The 25,660-nt window shown below is 61.2% G+C and carries 22 protein-coding genes and 1 tRNA gene; 15 read left to right on the top strand and 8 right to left on the bottom strand.

Annotated elements, in window-relative coordinates:
- Positions 1 to 5 precede the first annotated feature (5 nt).
- Together ACZ5U1_RS03825 and mutL are read right to left on the bottom strand one after the other, a co-directional pair.
- Positions 6 to 548 (bottom strand): hypothetical protein, encoded by a 543-nt coding sequence (locus ACZ5U1_RS03825; protein WP_464779443.1) that lies wholly within the window; start codon positions 546 to 548, stop codon positions 6 to 8.
- Positions 545 to 2,323, bottom strand: a complete 1,779-nt coding sequence (gene mutL / locus ACZ5U1_RS03820; protein ID WP_464779442.1) for a DNA mismatch repair endonuclease MutL — start codon at positions 2,321 to 2,323, stop codon at positions 545 to 547. Before mutL ends, ACZ5U1_RS03825 begins: the two co-directional genes overlap by 4 nt.
- Positions 2,324 to 2,482: 159 nt before the next feature.
- On the opposite strand from mutL, the gene ACZ5U1_RS03815 reads away from it, so the two are divergent.
- The 6 genes from ACZ5U1_RS03815 (at position 2,483) to ACZ5U1_RS03790 (ending at position 8,328) form a co-directional block, all read left to right on the top strand.
- Complete coding sequence (locus ACZ5U1_RS03815; RefSeq protein WP_007685698.1) at positions 2,483 to 3,529, top strand: rod shape-determining protein; 1,047 nt, start codon at positions 2,483 to 2,485, stop codon at positions 3,527 to 3,529.
- An 18-nt stretch (positions 3,530 to 3,547) separates the two neighbouring features.
- Entirely contained in the window at positions 3,548 to 4,462 is a 915-nt protein-coding gene (gene mreC / locus ACZ5U1_RS03810; RefSeq protein ID WP_464779441.1) for a rod shape-determining protein MreC, read from the top strand.
- Positions 4,459 to 4,986 carry a rod shape-determining protein MreD gene (mreD, locus tag ACZ5U1_RS03805; protein WP_464779440.1) on the top strand — a complete coding sequence of 176 codons (528 nt, stop codon included), beginning with the start codon at positions 4,459 to 4,461 and terminating at the stop codon, positions 4,984 to 4,986. Before mreC ends, mreD begins: the two co-directional genes overlap by 4 nt.
- Positions 4,983 to 7,013: a penicillin-binding protein 2 gene (gene mrdA / locus ACZ5U1_RS03800; RefSeq protein WP_464779439.1), complete on the top strand. Its 2,031-nt coding sequence runs from the start codon at positions 4,983 to 4,985 to the stop codon at positions 7,011 to 7,013. The genes mreD and mrdA overlap by 4 nt, the downstream gene beginning before the upstream one ends.
- Positions 7,013 to 8,128, top strand: coding sequence for a rod shape-determining protein RodA (gene rodA, locus ACZ5U1_RS03795; protein WP_464779438.1), 1,116 nt, complete (start codon positions 7,013 to 7,015; stop codon positions 8,126 to 8,128). The genes mrdA and rodA overlap by 1 nt, the downstream gene beginning before the upstream one ends.
- A gap of 124 nt (positions 8,129 to 8,252) precedes the next feature.
- A tRNA-Lys gene (locus ACZ5U1_RS03790) sits at positions 8,253 to 8,328 on the top strand.
- A gap of 136 nt (positions 8,329 to 8,464) precedes the next feature.
- Here the strand turns inward: ACZ5U1_RS03790 and ACZ5U1_RS03785 are convergent.
- Positions 8,465 to 8,872 (bottom strand): MarR family winged helix-turn-helix transcriptional regulator, encoded by a 408-nt coding sequence (locus ACZ5U1_RS03785; RefSeq protein ID WP_464779437.1) that lies wholly within the window; start codon positions 8,870 to 8,872, stop codon positions 8,465 to 8,467.
- 63 nt (positions 8,873 to 8,935) lie between these two features.
- Between ACZ5U1_RS03785 and ACZ5U1_RS03780 the strand changes: the two genes are divergently transcribed.
- Entirely contained in the window at positions 8,936 to 10,687 is a 1,752-nt protein-coding gene (locus ACZ5U1_RS03780; RefSeq protein WP_464779436.1) for a chloride channel protein, read from the top strand.
- A 252-nt stretch (positions 10,688 to 10,939) separates the two neighbouring features.
- Here the strand turns inward: ACZ5U1_RS03780 and ACZ5U1_RS03775 are convergent, their stop codons facing one another.
- From ACZ5U1_RS03775 to ACZ5U1_RS03755, 5 genes are all read right to left on the bottom strand, one after another.
- A complete protein-coding gene (locus ACZ5U1_RS03775) occupies positions 10,940 to 11,977 on the bottom strand; it encodes a rod shape-determining protein (RefSeq protein ID WP_464779435.1) in 1,038 nt (345 codons plus the stop codon).
- A gap of 163 nt (positions 11,978 to 12,140) precedes the next feature.
- Complete coding sequence (locus tag ACZ5U1_RS03770; RefSeq protein ID WP_464779434.1) at positions 12,141 to 13,580, bottom strand: glycosyltransferase family 2 protein; 1,440 nt, start codon at positions 13,578 to 13,580, stop codon at positions 12,141 to 12,143.
- Positions 13,580 to 14,551: a HEAT repeat domain-containing protein gene (locus ACZ5U1_RS03765; RefSeq protein WP_464779433.1), complete on the bottom strand. Its 972-nt coding sequence runs from the start codon at positions 14,549 to 14,551 to the stop codon at positions 13,580 to 13,582. The genes ACZ5U1_RS03770 and ACZ5U1_RS03765 overlap by 1 nt, the downstream gene beginning before the upstream one ends.
- A gap of 2 nt (positions 14,552 to 14,553) precedes the next feature.
- Positions 14,554 to 15,675 (bottom strand): YaiO family outer membrane beta-barrel protein, encoded by a 1,122-nt coding sequence (locus ACZ5U1_RS03760; protein WP_464779432.1) that lies wholly within the window; start codon positions 15,673 to 15,675, stop codon positions 14,554 to 14,556.
- On the bottom strand, positions 15,672 to 16,046 hold the full coding sequence (locus tag ACZ5U1_RS03755; protein WP_464779431.1) for a response regulator transcription factor: 375 nt from the start codon (positions 16,044 to 16,046) through the stop codon (positions 15,672 to 15,674). Before ACZ5U1_RS03755 ends, ACZ5U1_RS03760 begins: the two co-directional genes overlap by 4 nt.
- A 939-nt stretch (positions 16,047 to 16,985) precedes the next feature.
- Here ACZ5U1_RS03755 and ACZ5U1_RS03750 point away from each other — a divergent pair.
- The 8 genes from ACZ5U1_RS03750 to ACZ5U1_RS03715 all read left to right on the top strand — a co-directional run bounded on the left by ACZ5U1_RS03750 (position 16,986) and on the right by ACZ5U1_RS03715 (position 25,511).
- Positions 16,986 to 18,377, top strand: a complete 1,392-nt coding sequence (locus ACZ5U1_RS03750) for a sugar transferase (RefSeq protein ID WP_464779430.1) — start codon at positions 16,986 to 16,988, stop codon at positions 18,375 to 18,377.
- 148 nt (positions 18,378 to 18,525) lie between these two features.
- Positions 18,526 to 18,717: a hypothetical protein gene (locus tag ACZ5U1_RS03745; RefSeq protein ID WP_464779429.1), complete on the top strand. Its 192-nt coding sequence runs from the start codon at positions 18,526 to 18,528 to the stop codon at positions 18,715 to 18,717.
- Between the two features lie 401 nt (positions 18,718 to 19,118).
- A complete protein-coding gene (locus ACZ5U1_RS03740; protein ID WP_464779428.1) occupies positions 19,119 to 20,192 on the top strand; it encodes a hypothetical protein in 1,074 nt (357 codons plus the stop codon).
- Positions 20,193 to 20,217: 25 nt separating this feature from the next.
- The gene (locus tag ACZ5U1_RS03735; protein WP_464779427.1) at positions 20,218 to 21,036 is read left to right on the top strand and encodes a polysaccharide biosynthesis/export family protein; all 819 of its coding nucleotides are present in this window, start codon (positions 20,218 to 20,220) and stop codon (positions 21,034 to 21,036) included.
- Positions 21,033 to 22,454, top strand: coding sequence for an ATP-binding protein (locus tag ACZ5U1_RS03730; RefSeq protein ID WP_464779426.1), 1,422 nt, complete (start codon positions 21,033 to 21,035; stop codon positions 22,452 to 22,454). The genes ACZ5U1_RS03735 and ACZ5U1_RS03730 overlap by 4 nt, the downstream gene beginning before the upstream one ends.
- Positions 22,451 to 23,809 carry a GNVR domain-containing protein gene (locus ACZ5U1_RS03725; protein ID WP_464779425.1) on the top strand — a complete coding sequence of 453 codons (1,359 nt, stop codon included), beginning with the start codon at positions 22,451 to 22,453 and terminating at the stop codon, positions 23,807 to 23,809. Before ACZ5U1_RS03730 ends, ACZ5U1_RS03725 begins: the two co-directional genes overlap by 4 nt.
- Entirely contained in the window at positions 23,806 to 24,714 is a 909-nt protein-coding gene (locus ACZ5U1_RS03720; protein WP_464779424.1) for a P-loop NTPase family protein, read from the top strand. Before ACZ5U1_RS03725 ends, ACZ5U1_RS03720 begins: the two co-directional genes overlap by 4 nt.
- On the top strand, positions 24,711 to 25,511 hold the full coding sequence (locus ACZ5U1_RS03715) for a WecB/TagA/CpsF family glycosyltransferase (RefSeq protein ID WP_464779423.1): 801 nt from the start codon (positions 24,711 to 24,713) through the stop codon (positions 25,509 to 25,511). The genes ACZ5U1_RS03720 and ACZ5U1_RS03715 overlap by 4 nt, the downstream gene beginning before the upstream one ends.
- Positions 25,512 to 25,660: the final 149 nt, after the last annotated feature.

The following is a 25,660-nucleotide window of genomic DNA, read 5'->3' as shown; positions in this document are numbered from 1 at the left end:
GCAGCCTATCTGTCGCGCTTTGGCGGCAGCGGCTGGTTGGCGAGAGCATCCGCAGCCATCAGGCGAATCTGGCTGGCTGACGAGCTCGACAGTTGAATGAGGTGCAGGCCCGGCGGCAGATCGAACCAGACGATCTTCTTAATGCCCGAACATGCGGCGCCATGACCATGGGCGGAAGGCGCGACTATGCTGCGGCCGGCGACAATATCGACCCACGCGGAACCGGACAGGCCTATGCCCACCCGGGCGGGCGTCTTGATCGCCAGGCTGAAGAGGCCGCCATAGCTTTTAGGCTGCTGACGTCCGGGCTTCACAGCATATTGGACCTGCGCTGAAGGACGCAAGGTTGCGACGATCGGCTTGCCGAGGATCAGCCGGGGTGCGGAAGCTGCTTCGCCCGCCGCTGTCTCCGTGCCGCTCTGGTTCCAGCTCGTCCATGGTTCAGGGGGAAGCGGCGCATTGCGGCATGGGTCATCGCCGTGCGTTGCGGCAAGGGCGGGCGCGGACAGGCTCAAGGCAGCCAAGCAGGCGATCATGCGCATGGTCATTTCCTCCCGAACAGCTTCTCGATGTCGCCATGACCCAGCTTCACCCAAGTTGGACGGCCGTGGTTGCACTGCCCGCTGCGTGGCGTGATTTCCATCTCCCGCAGCAGCGCGTTCATTTCCGTGACGCTCAGCATACGACCGGCGCGCACCGATCCGTGGCATGCCATCGTCGCAGCGACGAGATCGAGCCGTTCCTTCAAGGACAGAGCATCATCGTAGGCGGCCAGATCATCGGCGAGGTCGGTGACGAGCCCCTGTACGTCGCCCTGCCCCAGCATTGCGGGGACCGCGCGCACGAGCATGGCGGAAGGACCGAACCGCTCCAGTTCCAGGCCGAAGTCGCGTAGCTCATCGATGCGTGTTTCGAGGCGGTCGCAGGCAGGCTCGTCCAGTTCGACCACTTCGGGCAGCAGCAGCGCCTGCGCGGCGACGCCCTGCCCCTCCATAGCGCGGCGCATGCGTTCGAGCGTCAGGCGCTCATGGGCGGCGTGCTGATCGACGATCACAAGCCCGTCTTCAGCTTCAGCGACGATATAGGTTCGCGCTACCTGCCCGCGTGCCACGCCAAGCGGGAAGCTGGTTCCTTCCGGCGCGGGTGCGGCGGCGGGTTCCGCGCGCGCTTGGGGCGGAGGAGCCATGAAGGACGGACGGCGGTCAGCGAACGCAGCGGCTTGCGGCGGGTAAGATGCTGACGCAGCTTCGAAGATGGGGAGCGCATTAATGGGGGTGGGCGACACAGGCTCTGCCCTCCAGGCGGAAAGGCTCGCCGGATCGGCCTGCTGCACGGATCGGAATCCTTCCGCATCCAGCGCGCGGCGCACGCCTGAAACGATCATGCCCCGGATCATGGCTGGATCACGGAAGCGGACCTCGGTCTTTGCCGGGTGGACATTGACGTCCACCTCAAGCGGCGGAACATCGAGGAACAGGGCTACGACGGGATGCCTGTCGCGCGCCAGCATGTCGGCATAGGCACCGCGCACCGCTCCTATCAGCAGGCGATCGCGAACCGGGCGGCCGTTCACGAAGAGGAACTGATGGTCACCCACACCGCGATTATAGGTCGGCAGCGAGGCAACGCCTGACAAGCGAACGCCTTCCCGTTCAAGCGAGACTATTACATGATTCTCGGCAAGCGCACGGTCGGTGAGCGCTGCCACCCGGTCCTCTCGCGCTTCTCCTGCCTGCACGGCGACGGCTCGGCGGCCGTCATGCTCCATGGTGAAGGCAACGGACGGATGGGCCATCGCGAGGCGGCGGACGATGTCGAGGCAGGCGGCATATTCCGCCTTGGCCGAGCGCAGGAATTTGCGGCGGGCGGGCACCCGCGCGAAAAGCTGCTCCACGGTCACGCGAGTGCCGGGCGGTAGGGCGGCAGGCCCCTCAGACAACAGCGCGCCATTATCGACAGTCCGGTTCCAGCCATCCTGCCCCTTGGGCCTACTGTCGATCGACAGGCGTGCGACGCTGGCGATGGATGGCAGTGCTTCTCCACGAAAGCCCAAGGTCGATACATTTTCGATCGCATCGTCGGGCAATTTGGAGGTCGCATGCCGCTCCAGCGCCAGTGCGATCTCGTCAGGCGCCATGCCGCAGCCATCGTCGCTGACCTCTATCCGGTCCAGCCCGCCGCCGCCTAACCGTATGAAAATGCGGCTTGCCCCGGCATCCAGCGCATTTTCAACAATTTCCTTGAGCGCGCTGGCGGGTCTTTCGACCACTTCACCGGCAGCGATACGGTTGACCAGATGTTCGGGCAGGCGGCGTATTGACATTGATTAGTGACTAGCCCAAGCGAGCGCTTTCCGCGAGCCGTTGCCCCCGAAAATTTTGCCTCATCACACGGAATGATGACAGGGGCGGCGGAACGTGGCAGGGACCTCCGAACGCCCCGGTTCGCGTCGCCGGGACGGGCGGGCTGAACAGGAACTAGCATGTCGATCTTTTCGCGACTTTTCAAACTCTCCTCCCAGGATATGGCTATCGATCTCGGCACGGCGAACACCGTCGTCTATGTGCGGGGCCGCGGGATCGTACTGAATGAGCCATCGGTCGTGGCGGTGGAGACACTGAACGGCGTGAAACGGGTCAAGGCCGTGGGCGACGACGCCAAATTGATGATGGGCAAGACGCCCGATTCGATCGAGGCGATCCGCCCCCTGCGCGACGGCGTGATCGCCGACATCGATGTCGCCGAACAGATGATCAAGCACTTCATCACGAAGGTGCATGGCGGCAAGTCGCGCCCCTGGCGCTTCCCTGAGATCGTGATCTGCGTGCCGTCAGGCTCCACCAGCGTCGAACGCCGCGCGATTCGCGATGCGGCGAGCAATGCGGGCGCGAGCCAGGTCTTCCTGATCGAGGAACCGATGGCCGCCGCGATCGGCGCCGACATGCCAGTGACCGAGCCCATCGGATCAATGGTCGTGGACATTGGCGGCGGCACCACCGAAGTCGCAGTGCTTTCGCTTCGCGGCCTCGCCTATACCACCTCGGTTCGCGTCGGCGGTGACAAGATGGACGAAGCCATCGTTTCGTTCGTGCGCCGGCACCACAACCTCCTCATCGGTGAAGCGACCGCCGAGCGCATCAAGAAGCAGTTCGGCGTGGCTCAGCCTCCCGAAGACGGCGTGGGCGAAACCATCCACATCAAGGGTCGCGATCTCGTCAACGGCGTGCCCAAGGAAATTTCCATCAATCAGGGGCAGATCGCGGACGCGCTGGCGGAACCGATCAGCACCATCGTTGAGGGTGTCCGGATCGCTCTGGAAAACACCGCTCCGGAACTGGCGGCGGATATCGTTGACCAAGGCATTGTTCTGACTGGCGGCGGCGCGCTGCTGAAGGGTCTGGACGATGAACTGCGCGATGAGACTGGCCTGCCCGTCACAATCGCCGAAGATCCGCTGACCTGCGTCGCGATCGGAACTGGCCGTGCGATGGAGGACCCGATCTTCCGAGGCGTGCTGCAGACCGCTTAAGGTCAGGGGGACCACAGCATGGCGCGGCCATCCAGCCGACGTCCCGGCCATAACCGCAAGGCGCAGTACAGCCTGTTCGCCAGCTATGTTGTGGCGGTAACGGGTGCGGCTGCTGGCTTGCTGCTGGTCGCCGTGGCAATTTTCGATCCCACAGGATTCGCGGCGATCCGTATGGCTACGGCGGAAATCTCCCGCCCCGCGTCGCTCGGCCTGCGCAACATGGTGAGCGGGGCCAGTTCGCTGGACGACGTGCTGACCGCCTATTGGCGCGCCGGATCACAGAATATCGCCTTGCGCCATCAGGTGGATGCTGATCGCAACCGCATCATCGAGGCGAAGGCGATCGCGCAGGAAAATCTGCGCCTCAAGAAGCTGTTGAAGCTGGTCGATGAAGATCAGAGCGACCTTCTCACGGCACGACTGATATCCTCCTCTTCCTCCAGCGCCCGCCGTTTCGCCCGCCTGAACGCCGGCCGGTGGCAAGGTGTCCGCCCCGGGATGCCGGTACGTGCATCCGAGGGCCTGGTGGGCCGCATCCACAGCGTTACGCCCAACACGGCTGACGTGCTGCTGCTGACCGACAGCAGCAACATCGTGCCGGTCCGTCGTGCGACGGACAGCGTCGCGGCTATCTCAACCGGGCTGGGCGATGGAACCGTCGAAATCCGTTCCCTCGCGGCAGGCCGAAATCCGTTCAGTCCCGGCGACATCCTGGTTACATCAGGTGTCGGCGGTATATATCAACCCAATATTCCGGTTGCGGTTGTCGTGCGCATAGCGGGCGAGATCGCCTATGGTGTGCCGCTCGCCAATCCGTCGAAAGTGGATGCCGTGATCGTCGAACGCTCCTTTGAAGAGGTCGTGAGCCGCAGCAGCCCGACCACACCTGAAGCCGCGTCAGCCGAAGCGGCGGCGAACGCCAGCGCGCCATGATCGACCCGCACCTCCAGCATGTTCCCAGGCTGGGCCGCTCTCCGTCCACCTTTCGTCTGACCGGAACGCCCGTCATCACGGTCATGCTGGGATCGTCGATCACAATCCTGCCGATTATCGCGCAGGCGCCGATCATGCCGCCCTTCGGCCTGCTGCTATTGCTGTCATGGCGATTGCTGCGGCCAGAGTTGTGGCGCGTCTGGATCGGCGTTCCACTCGGCCTGTTCGACGACATCATGAGCGGGCAGCCAATCGGATCGGCGATGTTCCTGTGGACCATGATGTTGATCGGGATTGACGCCGTAGAACATCGCATGGTGTGGCGCAGCTATCGGCAGGACTGGCTAATCGCGGCGGTAGCCATTATCTTCTGTATCGCCGGTGGCCTGTTCTTTGCTCGGATTACCGGCGGAGGAAACATCAAGCTGGAACTGGTCGCCCCACAAATGCTCTGGACGATCCTGCTCTTCCCCTTCGTGGTGCGGCAATGCGCCCGGATCGATCGCTGGCGCGTGATGGCATGAAGCTGCCCAAGCTAAAGCGTAAGATCGTCACCGAGGCATCGCTATCTTTCACCTTCACCCGTCGAGCGATGGTCGTTGGGGGACTGCAAGCCGGGATCGGCGCCATGCTGATTGGCCGAATGGGTTGGATCAGCGTCGCGGAGAACGAGAAATATAATCTTCTTTCGGAAAGTAATCGCGTCAACCTGACGCTCATTCCCCCGCGTCGTGGGTGGATATTGGATCGGAACGGCCGCGCGCTGGCGAATAACCGAACGGATTTTCGCGTCGACCTGATTCCGGAGCGTGTCACTGATCCGGAAGGCACGTTGCGCAACCTGGCGCACCTTCTGGGATTGGCTCCGGACGAGGTTGAGCGGATCAGGACCGAACTGGACAAGGCGCCCGGTTTCCGGCCAGTCCAGGTCGCTGAAAAACTAACCTATGACCAGTTTGCAGCCGTCAGCGTTCGTTTGCCCGACCTCCCCGGGGTTGCCCCTAGCCAGGGGTTTTCTCGCTATTATTCCACGGGATCAACGGTTGGCCACCTGCTAGGCTATGTTGGCGCAGCATCAGCGAAGGATTATGAGAAGCGCAAGGACCCGCTGCTGATTACCCCAGGCTTCAAGGTGGGCAAAGAAGGCCTGGAGAAATGGTTCGACCTTGAGCTTACAGGGAAGCCCGGGGCCAAGCGGGTCGAGGTGACGGCGCGCGGCAAGATCGTTCGGGAGTTGACTACGCGACCCGACGCGCCGGGTAATGCAGTGAGACTTACCATCGATGCCGGGCTTCAAGATTATGCTGGGCGTCGGCTAGGTGCAGAATCCGGTTCCTGCATTGTCATCGATTGTCTGACAGGAGAAATCCTGTGCATGGCGTCGATGCCCGCCTATGATCCCAATAATTTCTCTGACGGCATCAGCCATGATGAATGGGACATGCTGTCGAGCGATGAGCGCCATCCGCTGATCAACAAATCCTTGAACGCCCTTTATCCGCCGGGTTCGACCTTCAAGCCGATGGTGGCGATGGCATTGCAGAGCGCCGGGATCGATCCGAAGGAACGGGTGCACTGTCCGGGAGGATACCGGCTGGGCAACCGGTTCTTCCGTTGTCTTGGCCGCCACGGTTCGGTGGACATGCACCGCGCTCTGGCCAAGAGCTGCAACACCTATTTCTACACGATGGGCAACCGGGTCGGCATCGACGTGATCGCTCGGATGGGACATGCCATGGGGTTTGGCGAAAAGTTCGACCTGCCGGTGACTTCGCAAAGCTATGGTACCATGCCTGATACCGAGTGGAAGATGCGTCGCTATGACCAGAAATGGACCGCATCCGACACGCTCAATGCGTCCATCGGCCAAGGTTATGTGGTCGTGAATCCTCTGCAACTGGCCGTCATGGCCGGGCGGATCGCGTCGGGCCGTAACATTCAGCCCCGTTTGGTGAAAGGCCGCTATCCCGAAGCACCGTTCATGCCCTTTCCCAAGGAGCATTTCGACGCCGTGCGAGCGGGCATGTGGGAAGTGGTGAACGGTGATGGAACCGCGGGACGCAGCCGCTTGGACCTACCCGGCATACAGATGGGCGGGAAGACCGGCACTGCGCAGGTCCGAAAGATAGCGGGCAGCCAGCGCGGGCAAAGCGGTGCATGGAAATATCGCGACCATGGCCTGTTCGTCTGCTTCGCCCCCACAAGCAATCCGCGCTATGCCGCATCGGTTGTGATCGAACATGGGATGGGCGGCTCTCGCGCCGCCGCCCCTGTAGCCAAGGATGTGCTGACCTTTCTGTTCGATCCAGCAAAGGCTATGACCAGGCTGATTGAGTTGGAGAAAGGCTGGGGCGGCACCCCTGCTGAGCGCATGGAGCGGCAGATGGCAGCCTATCGCCTCGCCAAGGCGATCAGGAAGGGAGAGGCCGTGCCTGATGGGGCCAAGGCTTCAAAGGCGGTGAGCAGCGGCAACGCAGCATCGCCAGCCAATGCGTCGGCCACTGCTAACAGCGCTCAGTCTCAGCGCGGTCCGAACACGGAAGCAGATTGATGAGCATTGTTCCCCAGCCACTTACGGAATTCCCCTGGCGAGTGGTGGGCCTTCTGGTCGCGATCGCGGGCTTTGGTACTCTCGTACTCTACAGCGCCGCGAGCGGCAGCATTACGCCATGGGCGATCAACCAGGGTGTGCGGTTCGTCATCTTTTCGGTGATGGCCTTCGTCATCAGCCGGGTGCCGCTTGAAGTTTTCGCGCGGTTCGCTTTCCCCGCCTACGGGGCTGTTCTCATCTCGCTGGTGCTTGTCGAACTGATCGGCGGCGTTGCGGGCGGCAGTCAGCGATGGATCAACCTTGGCTTCATGCAGTTGCAGCCATCGGAATTCATGAAGCCGATCATCGTTTTGGCCGTAGCGCGCTTTTATGCTTTGCTCCCGGTAGGTGAAATCCGCCGCTGGACGGCGATATGGCCCGCCCTCGTCCTCATCGGGGTGCCATGGGCGTTGGTTCTGGTACAACCGGACCTGGGGACAGCGACGATGATCGCGGCGGGCGGCGTAACAGTCATGTTCCTGGCCGGATTGCCGCTGCGCCTGTTCGTGGGATCTGGCCTGGCAATAGCGGCGATCATCCCGATCGCCTTTAGTTTCCTGCACGACTATCAGCAAAAGCGCGTGCTCATCTTCATGGATCCGGAAAGCGATCCGCTGGGTGCGGGCTACCATATCAGCCAGTCGAAGATCGCGATCGGGTCGGGCGGCATCTGGGGCAAGGGCTTCCTAAAGGGCACCCAGAGCCACCTCGACTATCTCCCCGAAGGTCATACCGACTTCGTCTTCGCCACCATGGCGGAGGAATGGGGTCTTGTCGGCGGGATTTTCCTGATCGGCGCGTTCCTGCTGCTCTTCCGGTGGGGTATCGGCGTATCGCTGCGCGCGCAGGACAAATATGCGCGGCTGGTCGCGGCGGGCCTGACCACGACGATCTTTTTCTATGTCGCGATCAACCTCATGATGGTGATGGGCCTCGCACCTGTCGTTGGTATTCCCCTGCCTTTCATGTCCTATGGCGGGTCGTCCATGTTGACCGTCATGCTGTGCATCGGGATCATCATGGCCATTGACCGGTCCAGCCGACGGGGCGGGAGACGGCCCGGAAATTGGGGCTGAAAGTAGCCGCTAGCCAAAATTTTCCGCACTGCGGCGATTTACTGTTTGCAAAGCCGGAGGATAATGCTAACCGCCCGGCCACGCCAAGGCGAGGCTCCAAACGGAGCGATCCGAAAGCGAGTGTGGACGCATAGCTCAGTTGGTAGAGCAGCTGACTCTTAATCAGCGGGTCCTTGGTTCGAGCCCAAGTGCGTCCACCATTTTTCCCAGAACAACAGCATTTCATTCCGGGATGGCACTGGCGCGCCTTGTTCTAACGGACCTGCCGTAAGAAGATTTCTCGTCCCGGATGCTGCGACCGGATTTCGCTTCACAGAAGCGCGTAAGGTCTGCTCCTTAAGCCCCAACCCTTTCCAATAACTCCATCAACAGCGGCCGCAGCCGCCCGATTTCCTGCCGATGCGCAGCGCTCAGCGTTGTCAGTATCCCGTGCGCCTGCTCAGTCAGTTCGAGCAGCGCCTGTCGGCGATCCTGCTCCGATAAACGGCGCCGCACGAGGCCCAGCGCCTCCAGTCGGTCGACAAGGCCTGTCGCGCTATGGGGTTTGAGGATCAGGCGTTCCGCGACATGCCCTACCGTCGCCCTGCCCCGTGGTGCGGCGCGGATGGCGAGGAGAGCTTGATGCTGCTGGGGCGTTAAACCGCACTGCGCCGCCTCCCTTTCGCTGAACGCCTGAAACTGCCGCAGGGAGAAGCGGAAATCGGCAAGGGCCGCATAGTCATTGTCGGTCAACTCATCGGCCATGCAACATCATAGCGTGCTAAGGGGCGTTGATAAATATCGTAATACGATATAGTTGCTCCCCGCATGGCATCATCGACCTCCTCTCCATCGCAAAGCCTTCTTGCCGACCATAGCGCCAACCTACGCATGATGATGCTGGCCGCCGCCGCACTGATCGTGGGGACGGGCGGTGCTCTGGGCGCATGGCTGCTGCTTCGGGCGATTGCGGTGGCGACTAATCTCTTCTGGTTTGGCCGTCTCTCTGCCGCCCCTGCTGCGATCACGGACAACGCGCTAGGGATCGGCGTCATCGCAGTTCCGGTCATAGGCAGCCTGATCGTGGGCGTGATGGCGCGTTACGGGTCGGAGAAGATCCGGGGGCACGGCATTCCAGAAGCGATCGAGGCGATCCTCTATGGAGAAAGCCGCTTGTCGCCCAAGGTCGCGGTGCTGAAGCCCCTCTCCTCTGCCATTTCCATCGGCAGCGGCGGCCCGTTCGGCGCCGAGGGGCCGATCATCATGACCGGCGGAGCGATTGGGTCTCTATTCGCTCAACTCTTTCATCTGAGCGCGGCGGAGCGCAAAACCCTTCTGGTCGCAGGCGCGGCGGCGGGTATGACAGCGATCTTCGGCACGCCAATGGCCGCTATCCTGCTCGCCGTCGAGGTTCTGCTGTTCGAGTGGAAGCCGCGCAGCTTCGTGCCAGTGGTTATTGCAGTGCTGATCTCATTGCTATGGCGGCCAGTGCTGATCGAAAGCGGGCCGCTCTTTCCCGTGCATCATGCGGTGGTGCTGACTCCCGTGCTGATCAGCATCGCACTGGGCATGGGGGCAATCGCAGGGGTGCAAGCGACGTTGCTGTCCGCGCTGCTGTACCGGATCGAAGATATGTTTGGGCGCCTGCCCGTCCACTGGATGTGGTGGCCGACGATCGGAGGGCTTGCCGTCGGTATCGGCGGACTGGTGGACGCGCACGTGCTGGGCGCGGGTTATGAGAGTATCAGGGGACTCCTGGACGGGTCGTTGGCGGTGCGGGTGGCGCTGGCGCTGTTGGTGGTCAAGGCGGCGGTGTGGCTGATCGCGCTAGGATCGGGCACATCGGGCGGCGTGCTGGCGCCGCTCTTAATGTTGGGCGGAGCGTTGGGCTTTTTGCTGGGCCAATATCTGCCGGGCGGGAGCGCACTATGGGCAATGGCCGGGATGGCCGGGACGATGAGCGGGGCGATGCGCGCGCCGCTGACCGCCGCCTTGTTCGCGGCCGAGCTAACCGGGGATTTCGCGATGCTTCCGCTGACGATTGCGGCGTCGGTGGGGGCCTATGCGGTGAGTGTGCTGTTGATGCGGCGCTCGATACTGACCGAGAAGATTGCACGGCGCGGGCGGCATGTTCTTCAGGAATATACGGTTGATCCGTTCGATTTCCTTCAGGCAAAGCAAGTGATGACGCGAGAACCGCAGACGCTGGAAGGAACGATGTCCATTGGCGCGGTCATCGCCTTCTTTGCGGGGCAGGCCGTCCATCGCAGTTATCCGGTGGTGGACAAGGAAGGGCGGCTCATCGGCCTTGTTTCCCGTTCCGATGCGCTGCGCTGGCAGGTGGACGGCGCACCTACGCAAGCGACCCTTGCAGAGGCCTTGTCCGATGCATCGCAGCCCTTTGGCACGCCGAGTGATCCGATCAGCCGCATCGCGGACATGATGGTCGATGCGGGCATCGGCCGAATCCCCATCGTTGAGCCCGCATCGAGCCGGGTCATCGGCATGGTCGCGCGGCAGGACCTGCTCAAGCTGCGCTCCGTCCATCACGGCGCGGAGGTGGCTCGTACGAGGGGGTGACCGAGCCGTTCGGTCGGCGGGGGTACACGATCAAGGCAATACGGTGATGGCGGCCCGCGAAGATCGCTGATCCAACCATTAACCCAAGGAAGGAATTTGGAGCATGATCCGCATCAGGAAGGCGCGATGCGCTCCGTCGTGACGATCCGGCAGAACATCTTCAGAAACGATATTGCTCGATGGACCACCCCGTTGGGCAGGGCCATCTGAGCCACCTTCCTCCGCACCTCAGCGCCTAGATTCCCCGGATGATCAGGAAATGGCCAGAACGCCCTGATAGGCGGGATCTTCCAGAGCTTTGCCCGCTCCCATTGCCACGCACATCAGCGGCATTTCCGCGACCTTCACTGGCAAGCCGGTCTCCTCCATCAGCGCCTGGTCCAGTCGCCGCAGCAGCGCGCCGCCGCCCGTCAGGGTGATGCCTTCCTCGATGATGTCGGCCGCCAGTTCCGGCGCGGTCTGCTCCAGCGCCGTCCTGACCGCCATCTTGATCTGGCCGACAGGTTCGGCGAGCGCGTCCGCGATCTCCGCCTCGCTGATCGTCATTTCGGCAGGGCGGCCATTCACCAGATCGCGGCCCTTGACCACTATCCGCCGTCCTTCGCCATCGGGTAGCGTCGCCGCTCCGAGTTCACACTTCACCCGTTCGGACGTTGCTTCGCCGATCAGCAGGTTGTGGTTGCGCCGGATATGCGATGCGATCGCGTCGTCCATCCGGTCACCGCCGACCCGCGCGGAATTGCTGTAAGCGATACCACGCAGCGACAAGACCGCGACTTCCGTTGTTCCGCCGCCGATGTCGACCACCATCGCGCCGCGCGGTTCCGTAACCGGCAATCCCGCGCCGATCGCCGCCGCCATCGGTTCCTCGATCAGTTGAACATGCGCGGCCCCCGCATTGGCGGCGGCATCGCGAAGCGCGCGTCGTTCCACCATGGTCGATCCAGACGGAACGCAGACCACAACCTCATGCCGCCGACCAAAGCGGCTGCCGTTCAGCGCCTTGTCGATAAAATGCTTGATCATCTGTTCGGCGACGTCGATGTCAGCGATGACGCCATCGCGCAAAGGCCGAATCGCCTGTATATTGGCGGGCGTCTTCCCCATCATCAGCTTGGCTTCATTGCCTACGACCTTTACGCGACGAAACCCCTGCCGGGTTTCGATGGCGATGACCGACGGCTCATTGAGGACGATCCCCCGGTCGCGGACATGGATAACCGTGTTAACGGTGCCGAGGTCGATGGCCATGTCAAAGGCAGAGGACGAGAAAAACCGGGGCAATTTCATCGAAAGAAGGCAATCTTTGTGCGGGAGAGAAAGACAGGTCTTGCCCCTGCCGATGCCTCTAGGCGAGCAGAAGAGCGCTGCGACGACCCGTCCGGTAACCGGGTCCAACCGAAAGGCCGTGGCACTAGCGCATTGAGAAATCTGCCCTCGCCCGGACCAAGGCTCATTCTCTAGAGAAGCCCGCCCTCCCCGCTGCGGCCCAACGATTGTCCTTCCTGTAGAAACGCCACATGCCATAAGTCCGGAAGGCCAAATTCACCTGGCGATATCCCAGATTTTCAACAACGGCAGCGACGCCGATCATGAAAAGGTCGCGTGCACTTGGCGTCCGTCTGAGCTGCATTTCCTCAAGCGCCAGGGTTCCAAGACTGAGCGCGGTTCCGAACAGCACCGTCAAGGAGAAGAAGGCAAGCACGACCGTGCCCGATCCGATCCCCAAAAAGTAGAGGATGGGTATCAGAAGATAGCCGAACAGCTCGCAAGGCGGTCCGAGCACATCTTCAATCACGATCAACGGCATACCGATCAGGCCGATGCGGCCGTATCGCGGGTTGAACAGCATGCGCCTATGCTCGACAATCGTCTCCAGCGCGCCCTGTTCCCACCGTGCGCGCTGGTTGCGCAGTCCGCGCCAGCTTTCGGGCGCGTCGGTCCAGCATACGACTTCAGGAACAAAGGCAATGCGATAAGGTCGCTTCTGCTCCCGCATCCGGCGATGGATACGCGTGACGACTTCCAGATCCTCACCGACCGTATCATGCCTGTAGCCGCCGATCTCCACCAGTGGCGCTCGCCGGAATATGCCAAAGGCCCCGGAAATCAGCATCAGCATATCCAGCCGCGCATTGGCGATGCGGGCCGTCAGGAAGGCCCGAAGATACTCCAATATCTGATAGCGCGGCAACCAGCGACGCGGCAGCCGAATCTGGCGAACATGCCCGCCTTCGACAATTGATCCGTTCGCAATGCGAATTGCTCCGCCTACTGCCAACAACGAACCGTCATCTGTCATGAATGGCTCGGCAGCGCGCAGCAGGCCATCGGGCTCAATAATGGAATCGGCATCGATGACGCAAACCAGCGGCGCGGCGGCAAAGCCCAATCCGGCGTTCACTGCATCCGCCTTCCGCCCATTTTCCTTGTCGATCAGAATGAGGTTCGGATAGCGAGCGGAGCCATAGATGCCCAATATGCGCGTTTTCTGAAGCACCGCCAATTGTTCTCGTTCAATCGGGCGGAGATCGAACTCCTGAATTAGGACAGACAGCGTTGCGTCGCTGGACCCGTCATTCACCAGTATCACTTCATGGTCAGGGTATTCCAGCGCCAGCAACGCGCGCGCACTGTCTGCGATCGAAAGCTCTTCATTGAAGCAGGGCGCGATAACCGACACCGGAAGAGCAAGGTCCGCGTAGCGAGACCAGAGGTCATAGGATCGCTGCGCAGGTCTGACCCGCGTCGCAAAAACTCGCGCAGCAAGCAGCAACTGAATCGTCGAAACGAGATTACGGACGGTCACGACCAAAAAGCACAGGACGCCTATCGCGACCATGGCGTTCAGGCCGATGTTTTCCAACGTCGAGGATATAGAACCCGCCCCCATCAGGCGGTCCCCAGCACCTGTTGAGCCTGCTGCGCGCGAAGGCGTACCCAGGGCGAAGGATCTTTGCGCAGTTCCGCGATAGCAGGCAGGCTGCTGTTCAACCGCATCAACTGACACGCGCGGATAGCTCTGGCACGGACGGGAGGCACGGGGTCGTTCAAAAGCGGCAATATCCATTTGGCGCTGCCGGGGTGCCCCAATCGGGCGGCCGAATCCAATGCGGCCAGACGAACGGGCGCATGGGTGTCGGCGGCGGCAGCTTCCAATAGTGGAAGCGCGGAGAAATCCTCCGTCCACCCAAGCGCGTCGATCACCAGTGCCCGCACCGCTGGCGGCAAATCGGCGGACTGAGCCAAGCTGAACAGTTCGGATGGATGGCGTGCAGCGATCAACCTGAACAAGGTTCGATGTAGCGGCGTGATTTGCGCGCTTCGCAGTTCCAGATGGTCGATCAATTCGTTTGGCGGAGGCAAGGCATCCAACCGAGCAAGCAGCGAAGCGGCCTCCAACCGGGTGTCGAGCTTCGGATCCTCCCGCAGCACAAGGTAGAGCATATCGATCGCCTGCCCTCCTCCTATACTGCCGAGTAGTCGCAGGGCGTCGATCTGCCGCCTCGGGCGGGACCGCCTTGCCGCCAGCAGCGCCTGCTTGAGCAACTCTTGCTCCTCCACCAGGGCAACAAGCCGCTCTCTTTCTTCGCCCCTAAGTAGTTGAACAATCCGGCTGATCGCCGCCAGCTTTTCAGCAGGGCACGCGAGCTGGAAAGCGGGCGACGCGGCGATATTCTGGCCAGCCCCCATGATTTCCCTCGTCAGGGTGCGGGTCAATTCCGCCCTGGCGATACTGGCGCGCTCCTTTCGATCACGACGCATCACCAGGAAGAGCAGCCAGGCGGCCATCGCCAGCGCCCCGTAGACGGATATGAATATGGCGATCCGGGCAACATGATCGGCGATGGGGAAGCCCGGCACGATCAGAACCTGACCTGAAGACCTAGCGTCCCACCTGTCCGCCTGTAGGTAACGCGACGGCGGTCATAGTCGACCCCTGCCCGAAATGAGACCTTGTCAGCGATCGGCATGGTCGCGCCCGCGAACAGGGAATGAACCTGCCGGGTTATCCCTGCTTCCGTATCGGGATAGGTGGCTGCTCCGGCATAGAGTGTTGCTCCGCCCGAGAAGGTGCGATCCATTCGGCCGGACACGCCCCACCGGTGGGTGCCATCTTCATCCCACAGGTTGATCATCCGGGCAGTGGCAGCCAGTCCCAACTTTTGCGCTGCAAGCCGAACGCCGGGCTGAAAGACGGTGACCGACGCATCGCGATATTCCGCATGCCGTAAATCAGCCACCACCGTCGCAAATGAGGTGATGTCCGCCTCCATTCCGGCTGTCACGCCCGATTTTTCCCGGAAATTCGCATTCGGCGTCACGGCTAAAGCGAGGAAGGTCCGAAACTTGTTGCCAAACCGATGGTCGATGCGGGTTTCGAGGCGAGTGTCAGCAAATGATCGCCGGTCTTCTCTTTCCACGGTCAAGGCTGCCGACGTATGGGAATCAATGGCGCCGAAAAGAGCGATATTTGTGTCATACCAGGTTTGGCTGGGCCGATTTGCAAAGGACACGCGGGAAACGCTCTGCGTGGCCGCCAAGCCCCAGTGCGTCGGCGCGGCACTGGCAGGATCGCGATCGTCCAATTGACGCCTGATCGCAACAGCGTCCGCATTTGCTGGCGAGCGCTGCTCCAAGGCGACAAGCTCCCGCTCTGCCGCTGCCCGGTCGCCAGACCACAGATAAGCGCGCGCCAGCGCTGCGCGAATGTCGAGGTCTTCTGGTGCCAGCAGTTCTGCCCGACGGAGCGTTGAGATCGCCTGCGGATAGCGTTTGTCAAAGGCATAGGCACTGCCAAGCATGCGCAAGATTTCCGCATCATTTGGATTGGCGGCATCCGCTTGCTCCAGCCTGTCAATTGCGGCAGCGAAGTCTTGCCGTGCCAAGGCTGCCCGTGCTTGTGCGATCAACTCATTGCGAGACGCATCAACCGGGCCACCCTGCGTGACGGTTGCCGCTGCAATCGCCAGAACGAGCAGGCTCATTGAACGGGCCGCGCAGATTTCAGGATGGCGTTTACCCGCACGACAAGTTCATCCGGGATGAACGGTTTCGTCAAATAGTCACGAGCGCCAGCGGTCAGCGCCGCCAAAACGTCGGCCTGCGCCTTCCGAGAGGTCAGCATGACAACCGGCATCCCAGGTCGCTCTTCTGCTAAAGCCCTGAGCACATCGGGACCGGACATCACCGGCATCATGGCATCGAGTACGAGAAGATCGTACTCGCCTCTTCGAGCCTCTTTAAGCGCAGATGCGCCATCCTGCTTGATCGTCACATCATGACCTGCCGCTTCAAGCTTGAACCGAACCAGTTCGCCCAGCAGATCATCATCGTCTGCGACCAGGATATGCGCCACCTGACCTTTTCCTCTTTTTTGCCGATCCCTTAAGTATCAGCTACATGCGACTAGTGCGAAAAATTTCTTTTCTTAACAATGGGTAAACCACCATTCCGGTTCAATTCGCCGTAGCGGAAAAACGCTTTGGCAGACTTGCCATGCTTTGTGGAAAGCTGATTTGGGCGCTGGGGCGAGAAATTGAAACGGCGCGACAAGGTCTGCCCTGCCCCCCGAAGTGGACGACACATCCGACAAATTGGATGTCGGACACGCCATGATTTAACAGCGAGTCTCGAACTGCTCATTTAATGTGCTGCACGCCCCAAAATGACGCGGAATTCGCGCACCAAAATTTACAAATCGAGTAGAAAACTCTTCTTTTTTACATCAAAACTTCTATTTGTGATGGGCGTATCGCATGGGGCTATTGCAGATGATCGACCTGTCACCTCAACCTCAGGATGAGACTTCCGACGGGGCAGAACTTCAGTCGGGGCCGCGTCACGATACGGCCGTTCGAAACCGCCCCGCAGACCCCCATCATCATCGCGCACGGCTGTTCACGCATGAGAGAGCCGAGGCGAGCGTACAGTTTTTATCGCGTTGGGCGGGACCGATCGCGCTGGCCGGGACTCTAGTTCTTCTTGGGTGGTGGTTCGTCACCTGATTCGCGAAAATGACGGCCTGATTCGAACAAGCGCTTCGGAAGTGCGGTAAATTTTCGCTTGCACATTTCGGCCATTGAGTTTCGGGTCGTCGCAGATGTGGGGCGCCGTACCTCCCCATCCTAACGGATCATCGGAAAAGAGCATCCGAGCGTCCCAGCAATGATTGCCAGCCCGATACAATTATGTCCTGCTGCTCCGCAACATAATCACAAGGCAGCGGATGCCTGATGTACACATTCGTCTTTCGGGATGAAGCGTAGTTGACGTCAGGACACGAAAAGGGTTGCAGATGTCGAAAATCGATCTGGCGATCGAGGGATTTCCCGGTCGCCAGCCTACAACATCCGCCGTTCAGCGGAACGTAAGGCTTTGGCTGTGCCTATTGCTCGTGGCAGCGGACATGGCCGCTCTCGCAACTGGCTTTGGTCTTGGCTTGCGCGCGGCTGGCGTGCCCTTACTCTTCTCGGGGCTGTGGCAACCACTTGGCGGGGGCATGATCGTCTACGGGATCGTCGCCTTCCACAATCAGGCATTCAATCCCGTCTGCCTGACTCAATTAACGCCCAGCTTGCGCAATGCATCGCTGGCGCTGGCTGGGACGCTGCTGATCTTCCTGCTCACGGTTTTCTCGCTGAAGGCGACCGGTCATCTTTCGCGGCTGGGCATTTCGGCGGGCATTCTTTGCAGTGCCACTCTACTTGTCATGCAGCGCCTAATTATCGTTCGCACCGTACGGCGGCATTTCAGCGACAATTTATTCGCGCAACTGATGATCATCGATGGAGGCATGATTCCTGAAGATGTCAGCGGCATGGTAATTGTCGACGCGGAAGGTGCGGGGATCAAGGCAGACCTCGACGATCCTTATATGCTGCACAGACTAGGCACCTTGCTGCGCGATTTCGACCGTGTGGTCATATCCTGCCCTGCCGATCGCAAGACGGATTGGGCTCAGATGCTCAAGGGCGGCAATATCCTTGGTGAGATCATTGTGCCGGAACTGGATTCGATGGCGCCCTTGGCTGTGCAAACATATCGCGGCGTCTCCACTCTCGTCGTGGCGCGTGGTCCTCTCAACCTCGCAAACCGGGCGCAAAAGCGGCTTTTGGATATTGCCATCACCGTACCGCTGCTGATCGCACTGGCGCCGTTGCTGGTTGCGATCGCGATCGCGATCCGGCTCGATTCGCCTGGCCCCATCTTCTTCAAACAAGAACGTATCGGTCGCGGAAATCGACTGTTCCACATTCTGAAGTTCCGAAGCATGCGCGTTGAACAATGCGACGCCGCTGGCGCCTCGTCCACACGACGGGATGATGATCGCATCACTCGAGTAGGTGCGTTCATCCGCAAAACCAGCATCGATGAACTGCCTCAACTGATCAATGTTCTGCTAGGCGAGATGAGCCTGGTGGGACCGCGTCCTCACGCTCTGGGCTCGACAGCCGAAGAACAGCTGTTCTGGCAAGTCGATCGACAATATTGGCATCGACACGCACTGAAGCCCGGCATCACAGGCCTTGCTCAAATCCGCGGATTCCGCGGCGCTACCGAGACGCGCCGGGACATTCTCAATCGCGTGGAGGCCGACCTGGAATATCTCCACGGCTGGAGCCTTATGCGCGACATCGCTATCCTGATTGGAACATTCAACGTCCTGATTCATCGCAACGCTTACTGATGGGCAGGCGGTATCGCCCTCTACGTAGGATTTTTGCACCACCCCATTGAATTTGCGACGGAATGAGTGACGCTGAACGCGTACGTGAACTATTTGTTAAGCGTAAAATCGGATATGTCTGCTATCTTGAATAGGGCGGACAAATCACGTGGCAGACGATCTTGCACCGGTTGCCGTTGCGCAACATTCTTCCTTTGATAGCAACAAGGATTGTGCGCCAGAACTGGGGTATTCTTCCTTCGCGGATCGCGCCGATCGCGGCGTCGAAATTCTGTCCCGTTGGGCAGGGATCGTCACCTTCGCAGCTGCAACCTGTTTGATCATCTGGTATTTGCTCTGACCAGGACTCGGCCTAATCTTGCTGCCAGATGAACAGCGCCCCGGTTTGATACCTTGCTGGCAGATTAACAGCTCTCAACCGCAACAAAGCGCCGATGATCGCTAGTTTTCACGATGAAGCGAAGCGTGGCATAGTCGCGACAAGTTGCATGTTAAGAGGTTCGTTTTGCGCGCAAAGGCGCCTAGCATGCCCTGATTGCTGCAATGCAATAAAGGGTTGCACGTTTGGTTATCACTTACACTCCACATTTTTGGAGGCGCTTTAACGCGCCTGCAAGCCATGATTTTTCTCCGGTCACTCGGGTGGTTGCCGCAGCCATGAGCTGCGCTGCGCTCACTGTTCTGCCGTGTCCGGCCAGCGCTCAAACGGCGACGGTCGATGACGCTTCACGGCTCAAAACGATGGGCCTCCATGCGACGGCTGGCGTCGACCTTCTATATGACGACAATGTTTATCGCGTGGATGATCGGCTGGAAGCCCCCACCGATGACATCATCGTGACGCCCTGGGCTGAACTGACTTATGGGAAGCCGATAGGACGACACGACCTGCTGCTGAGAAGCCGGGTTGGCTATGACCGGTTTATTTCGGAAGGGCAGCGCAGCAAATTGCGCCTCGATGCCGAGGCGAAGGCAGTCATTCGTTTTGGCGCTAATTGTTCCATCACGCCAGTTGCATCTTACAGGCAGCAGCGTGCCGATTATGGCGACATCAATCAGCAGACGGAAAATCTGCAGCGGTTCACCGCTTTTGGCGCAGACCTGAGTTGCGAGCGCCCAGGCTTGTTCCCGGTGACATCCTACCGTCGCGACATGACACGCAACGATAACGCTTTCGACTATGCGGATCAGACCAGCGACACATTTGTTGCCGGGGTTGGCTATAACATGCCGAGCCTCGGTACGCTGACCGCCTTTTATGAGCGCGTGAACAGCAACCGGAACAAGCTTGGCATCGAAAATCGAACCGACAGCTATGGCCTCCGGTTCAAGCGTGCGGTGTCGCCAATCACGCAACTTGATGCCGAGGTACGCTGGCTGGATGTGAGCAGCGATTCGGCGGCCGTTGGCAATTATGACGGCCCAGGCTGGGATGTGAGTATTTCGACCAGCATCGTTCCCCGGCTCAAACTGACAGCCACGACGGAACGCAGCATTGTTAACGACAGCCTGATAGCCAGTGGTTTTGCCATCCGGATCAGATATCGACTGGAGGGCGAGTTCACGATTTCGGAACTCACCTCTGCCGGACTGTACGGCGAATTGGAGCGGCGCAGGTTCCGCCAGGACGCCGCTTTGCGGCCATTTTCCATAACCGCCGACCGCAACCAGCGGTTCGGAGCAATGCTGAAACGCAAGCTGTCGGATCGCGTCGACATCTCGCTCGATGCGCAACGCTACAAGCGCCGCACCGATACGGATGTGGCTGAATATAGCGGAACCCAGGTGACACTGGGCACGGCGATCCGATTTTGACCTCGAACATAAAGGAGCATGAACTGTGAAAGCAGAGGCTCTCCTGACCAGCCTTTCGATCTTCCTTGCAGTCGCCGCGGCAGCACCCGCTGGCGCACAGACGGCCGAAATGGCGGTCACTACTGCGCCGCCGTCGGCCAAGCCCGAAGCCGATGCGGGTTATCAATTGGGGCCTGACGACGAAGTAAGGATTGCGATCTTCGGTCAACCAGACCTGTCATCCACTACTCGCATCAAGGCAGACGGCACCGTCACTCTCGCCTTGATCGGGCCGGTCCAGGCGCGAGGCAAGACGACGTCGCAACTGGCTCAGGCAATCGCGGCCAGTTACGCGAGCGGAGGCTTCCTTGCCAATCCTTCGGTGAACGTCGAGGTGAGCAATTATGTCAGCCGCTTCGTGACTGTTCTGGGCAACGTGCCCCAAGCGGGCAATTATCCGCTGGATCGCGACTATACGGTGGCGTCGATGCTTGCCAAGGCTGGCGGCTCGACGAAGGATGGCGCCAATGCCGTAATCCTGACGCCAGCCGATGGCAGCGGCGCCGTCCGCATCTCGCTCGCCGACATGGCTGTTGGGGGCAGTCGCCAGCTGAAGCCCGGAGACATCCTGTTCGTCCCGCCAGCGGAGAAGGTCTATGTCTACGGCCAGGTGCAGCAGCCTGGCGCCTTCTCGTTCGCGCCGGGCCAGAGCTTCCGCCAAGCGCTCGCGCTGGCGGGAGGGCCGACGCTCGCAGGTTCTACCAAGCGCATAAAAGTACGCCGGGGAGGCAAGGAAATACAGGCGAACCTGGATGATCCGGTTCAGCCTGAGGACGTCCTCATCATCCGGGAGAAGCTGTTTTGACGACAATCGATCATGGCTTCGCGCAGGATCGGTCCGGCGGCATGCGGGACTGGCTCCTGTCCTTTCGCCGCAGCGCGGCACGTGCCGAGACTCCCAATGGTGGGCCTCGCGCAGCAATGGCTGAGCCTCTGCTGCTCGACACGCCCGTGGCGCCGGGGTTCCGGCAACAGCAAGATGAGATGACGGATGGACCCCGCGCCCTTTCGATGGGAGCAATGGCCGCGCCCCTGAAGCCGATCAGCTTGCGGCGGGATTCCATCTACAGCGCTTTCAGCACGGCGATGCCGGTGACGGATCGTCATGGGCTGGCGGGGCGGAATAGCGAACTTGAAAAGCTGGTCGAGGCGATCGTCGTTCAGCGGAAGCATGCGGTGATCTTTGGAACGCGCGGGTCGGGCAAGACTTCGTTGGCGCGGGTTTTTGGCGATCTGGCGGATGAGGCCGGATGCATCGCGCTTTATGGATCGGCTAGCGGGGATGCGGACTTCGACGCGTTGTTCCGGCCGTTCCTGAGCGAATTGCCGATGAGTGCGGGGGGGCAGGAAAAAGCGCGGAAATTAATGAATGAAACCATTGATGGAACGCGGTTGGCGAACCTGTTGGTGGAGGACGTACGTCAGCGTACCATCTTGATCCTGGACGAGTATGACCGGGTCCGGTCTGATGAGGCAAAAGCGGATGTGGCGACGCTGCTCAAGTTGCTGACTGACATTCATTCGCCAGTGCAAGTGGTACTGGTGGGCATCGCGGGAGATGTGGATGGGCTGATCGCGGCGCATCCGTCCTTGCGGCGGCATATCGCGCCGCAGCGGGTTGCGCCGATCCCGAAGCCGGAGCTGGAGCGGTTGTTGATGAGCTGCGCGGACAATGCGCGGCTGAAGCTCGATCCCGACGCGCTTGACGCGCTGGCGGGCGCGGCGATGGGGTCGCCCTATCATGCGCGCTTGTTCGGTATGCAGGCGGCGCTCGTCGCCGAAGCGGCTGGCCGTGACCGTATGACGCTGGCCGATGTGGAGCAGGGCCTCGCTTCCGCGCTGGAAGATTGGGCGGAGATGAGCGGGGCGACCCATGCGCTGTTCCGCCGCGTGCTTTGGGAAGCCGGTGCGAGCCGCCGGATGATCGCGCTGGCAGGCGTGGCCGCTTCGCAGATGTCGGTCATTTCCTATGACCGGCTGGTTCGGCTGGGCCATGAGGTGCTGGGCGGCGGATCGATCAATGAAGGTCAGGCGGCCGATGCGATGCGGCGGCTGGAGCCTGCCCTTACGCCAATGCCCGGCGGCGAGCTGTTCATGTTCGAAGACACGCTGGCGCCGCAGTTCCTGTTGTTGATGGCGAAGCAGCCGGTGCCCGCGACGCCACCTGCCCCCACCCCCGCCGAAGAAATGCGAGCCATGTTGCGAGGAGTTGACGGGCTATGACCATGAACCCGATCGATCTGCTGTCGGCCGTGCAGGCGCGATGGCGGACGGCGGCGCTGCTGGGCGGCGCGCTGTTCCTGATCATCGCCATATTGGCGTTTATCCAGCCGCGCCAATATGCGGCGACATCCTCGCTGCTGCTGGACCTGTCGCAAACCGATCCCACGGACGCCAACAACCAGCCCGGCGTTCGCGTCGAGGTGGACAGCATCCTGGGCACGCAGACCGACGTCATCCGATCCGCCAAGGTGATCAATGCCGTGGCAAAGGAAGCCGGTTTCGTCGATGCCCTGCCAAAGGACATTCCCCTGGACGCGCGTGTGCAGCAAGCCGCCGACCGGGTGCGAGCCAATCTGACCGTGACGACGGGACGGCAGAGCAATGTGCTGCAATTGCAATATCTGGATGCCGATCCGGCGATAGCGGCCAAGGTCGCGAATCTGGCCGCCCAGATTTACATGCGTGAGCAGGTCGAACTGCGCGCCTCCCCCGCGCGTGGTTCTGCCAAATGGTTCGACGAACAGACGCAGGAAGTGCGCCGCCGCTACGAACTGGCGCAGAAACGGCTGTCCGATTTCCAGCGGGCGCATGACATTATCGGCATCAACCGCATGGACCTTGAGGCCGAGAAGCTGAAGAACATGTCCTATCAGCTGACGCAGGCGCAGGCCGAGGCGGCGGCGGCACGGTCAAAGGCTGGCGCGGGGTCCGTTTCGGACATCGAAGGATCGCTGATCGTCCAGAATCTGCAGGAGCAGGTGGCGACACAGTCCGGGCGGGTTTCGGAGCTGTCGAAGACATTAGGTCCGAACCACCCGAGCATGGTCGCGGCCAATGCGCAATTATCGGAACTGCAATCCAAGCTGGCATCTGCGCGGTCGAGCCAGGCAGGCGCGGTGAATGCAAACAGCGTCGCTGCGAACCGTCGTGAAGGCGACCTCAAATCCAACATGGCGGGCCAGGAAGATCGTATGATCCGCATGTCGGAGGTGCAGGACCAACTGATGGTCCTGCAACGGGATGTGGATGCCGCGCGACAGACTTATGATACGGTTCGGCAGCGCTTCAACGAGGCCACGCTGAAAAGCCAAATCTCGCAGCCCAATGCAAGCCTGCTGGATAAAGCTTCCGTCCCGCTGATACCAGCCAAGCCCAATCTGATGCTGTGGCTGATCGCCGGGATCGCCCTGGGCCTGATCGGCGGGGTGGCGGCAGTCGTGATCGCGGAGATTCTGAAGCCCCGCGTTCGATCCGCCGCTGGCGTCGCAAAGGCGACGGAAGTGGAAGTCATTACCGAAATGCTGCCGGTCCCGACCCGGGGCGGCTGGTTTCTCAAAAGGCAGGAGGCCGCATGAGACTGCGTTCCACGGCAGGCGCCCCACCCCAGTTAATGCCTGGCGGCGGGACCGCTGCCATCCGTCCGAGAGGGCGGGACAAGCAGAGCTTCGCAAAGCTGGCGGTCGATCAGGGGTTCCTGGCGCAATCCGATGTCACCCGCGTTGACATGCATGCGCGCGAACATGGCCTTGCCTTCCATGAGGCAGCTGTTGAGATTGGCGCGCTGGATACCGAGGCGGCAAATCTGCTGGCGGCGCTGGCAGGTGGGTTTTCACTTCTGCCCACAGGAGATGAGCGGATAGACCCGGCGGTGGTGGCCGCATTCGATCCGGCGAACCCCTACGCGGCGAAGGTCAGGACGATCCGGGCCAAGATGCGGGCGGCGGCAAAGGCAGGCGATCCGTCCGCACTGCGGCTGGCGGTGCTGTCCGTCGATGCGGGGAATGAGGCTGCGGTCATGGCCGCGAACCTTGCCGTCGTACTGGCGCAGATGGACGGGCAGACGATGTTGATTGACGTCGATATGGGCAACCCGTCGCTCGACCGACTTTTCCGGGTAGCGAACAAGGCTGGTCTCGCCGAACAGTTGATGGGCAGTGCGGCATTGTTGCCCGCAGCCAAGACAGCGATCGACGGATTGTGGCTGATGACCGCAGGGCGCGTTTCCGGCAGTGCGTCGAGCCTGATCACGCGCGGCCCGTTGGCCGACACGGCCAATGGATGGGGCCTGAAGGAAACATCGATGCTGTTCTACCTTGCCGAACGCAAGGGCGAGCAGACGCCGGTTGGCAGCATTTTGGCGGGCTTCAACGCCGTGGTCATCGTGGCGCGGCGTGGCGATACCGCGATCGCCGATTTGCGCCGCATCATCGACGATCTGGACCGGCAAGGCGTGCCGATCGCCGGGACGGTCATTGCATGAGTGCCGAGCGAGCCCTCCCCCAGTCTTTTCCGTCCGTCGAACCGCAAGACAAGAGCGTGCTGGTCGGCGGCGTGCCGGTTTCGACCCTCTCGCTTGATGCCCTGATTATGAAGATGGTGCGTGAAGCGCCGCTGCGCCGAATGCAGAAGGAAGCGCCGTTGCTGGTGTTCGACTGCAACGGACAGGGGCTGTCGATGAATGCCCTCGATGCGAACTTTCGCGCCGATCTGGCTCAGGCGGACCTGATCCATGCCGATGGGCAAATCATCGTCATGGCGTCACGCTGGTTCAGCAAGACGCCGATTGCCGACCGGTCGAGCACGACCGACATGTTCATCGACAGCCTGCCGCAGGCGGCTGCAGGCGATGTCCGCTATTATCTGCTGGGCGGCGAGGAGAAGGTGAACGCCGAATGCGCGCGGCGGATCACCGATTCAACGCCGGGCCTGAAGCTGGCCGGGCGGCGCAATGGCTTCTGGAGCGCGGAGGAAGAAGGCGGGCTGATCGAGGAGATCAACGCGGCGGCGCCGGATGTGCTGTGGGTTGGTACGGGAAAGCCGCGAGAGCAGGCCTTTTGCGTCCGCAACCGCCATCGCATCAAGGCGGGGTGGATCGTCACCTGTGGCGGCCTGTTCAACTATGTGACGGGCGATTATCCGCGCGCGCCGATGTGGATGCAGAATGCGGGCCTTGAGTGGCTGCACCGGATGGTGACGCGCCCTCGGCAGTTGGCCTGGCGCTATATCACCACCAATCCCCATGCGCTCTGGCTGATCTGGAAGCATCGCCATGGCTGATGGGATTGGGCCTCAATCCCAGTCGGTGAAAGCCCCCCTCCCGCGCGCGGGAGGGGCCGGGGGAGGGTTTGTGCAGGACTCTCCTTCGTCGCTGGCGCTGAGCGATGGAACAGCGGTTGCGCAGGCCCACCCCCTAACCCCCTCCCGCT

It is taken from the genome of Sphingobium sp. TomTYG72 (genome assembly GCF_055394715.1).
The sequence above is the reverse complement of the archived record's forward strand: the minus strand, read 5'-3'. Positions and strand labels throughout refer to the sequence as shown.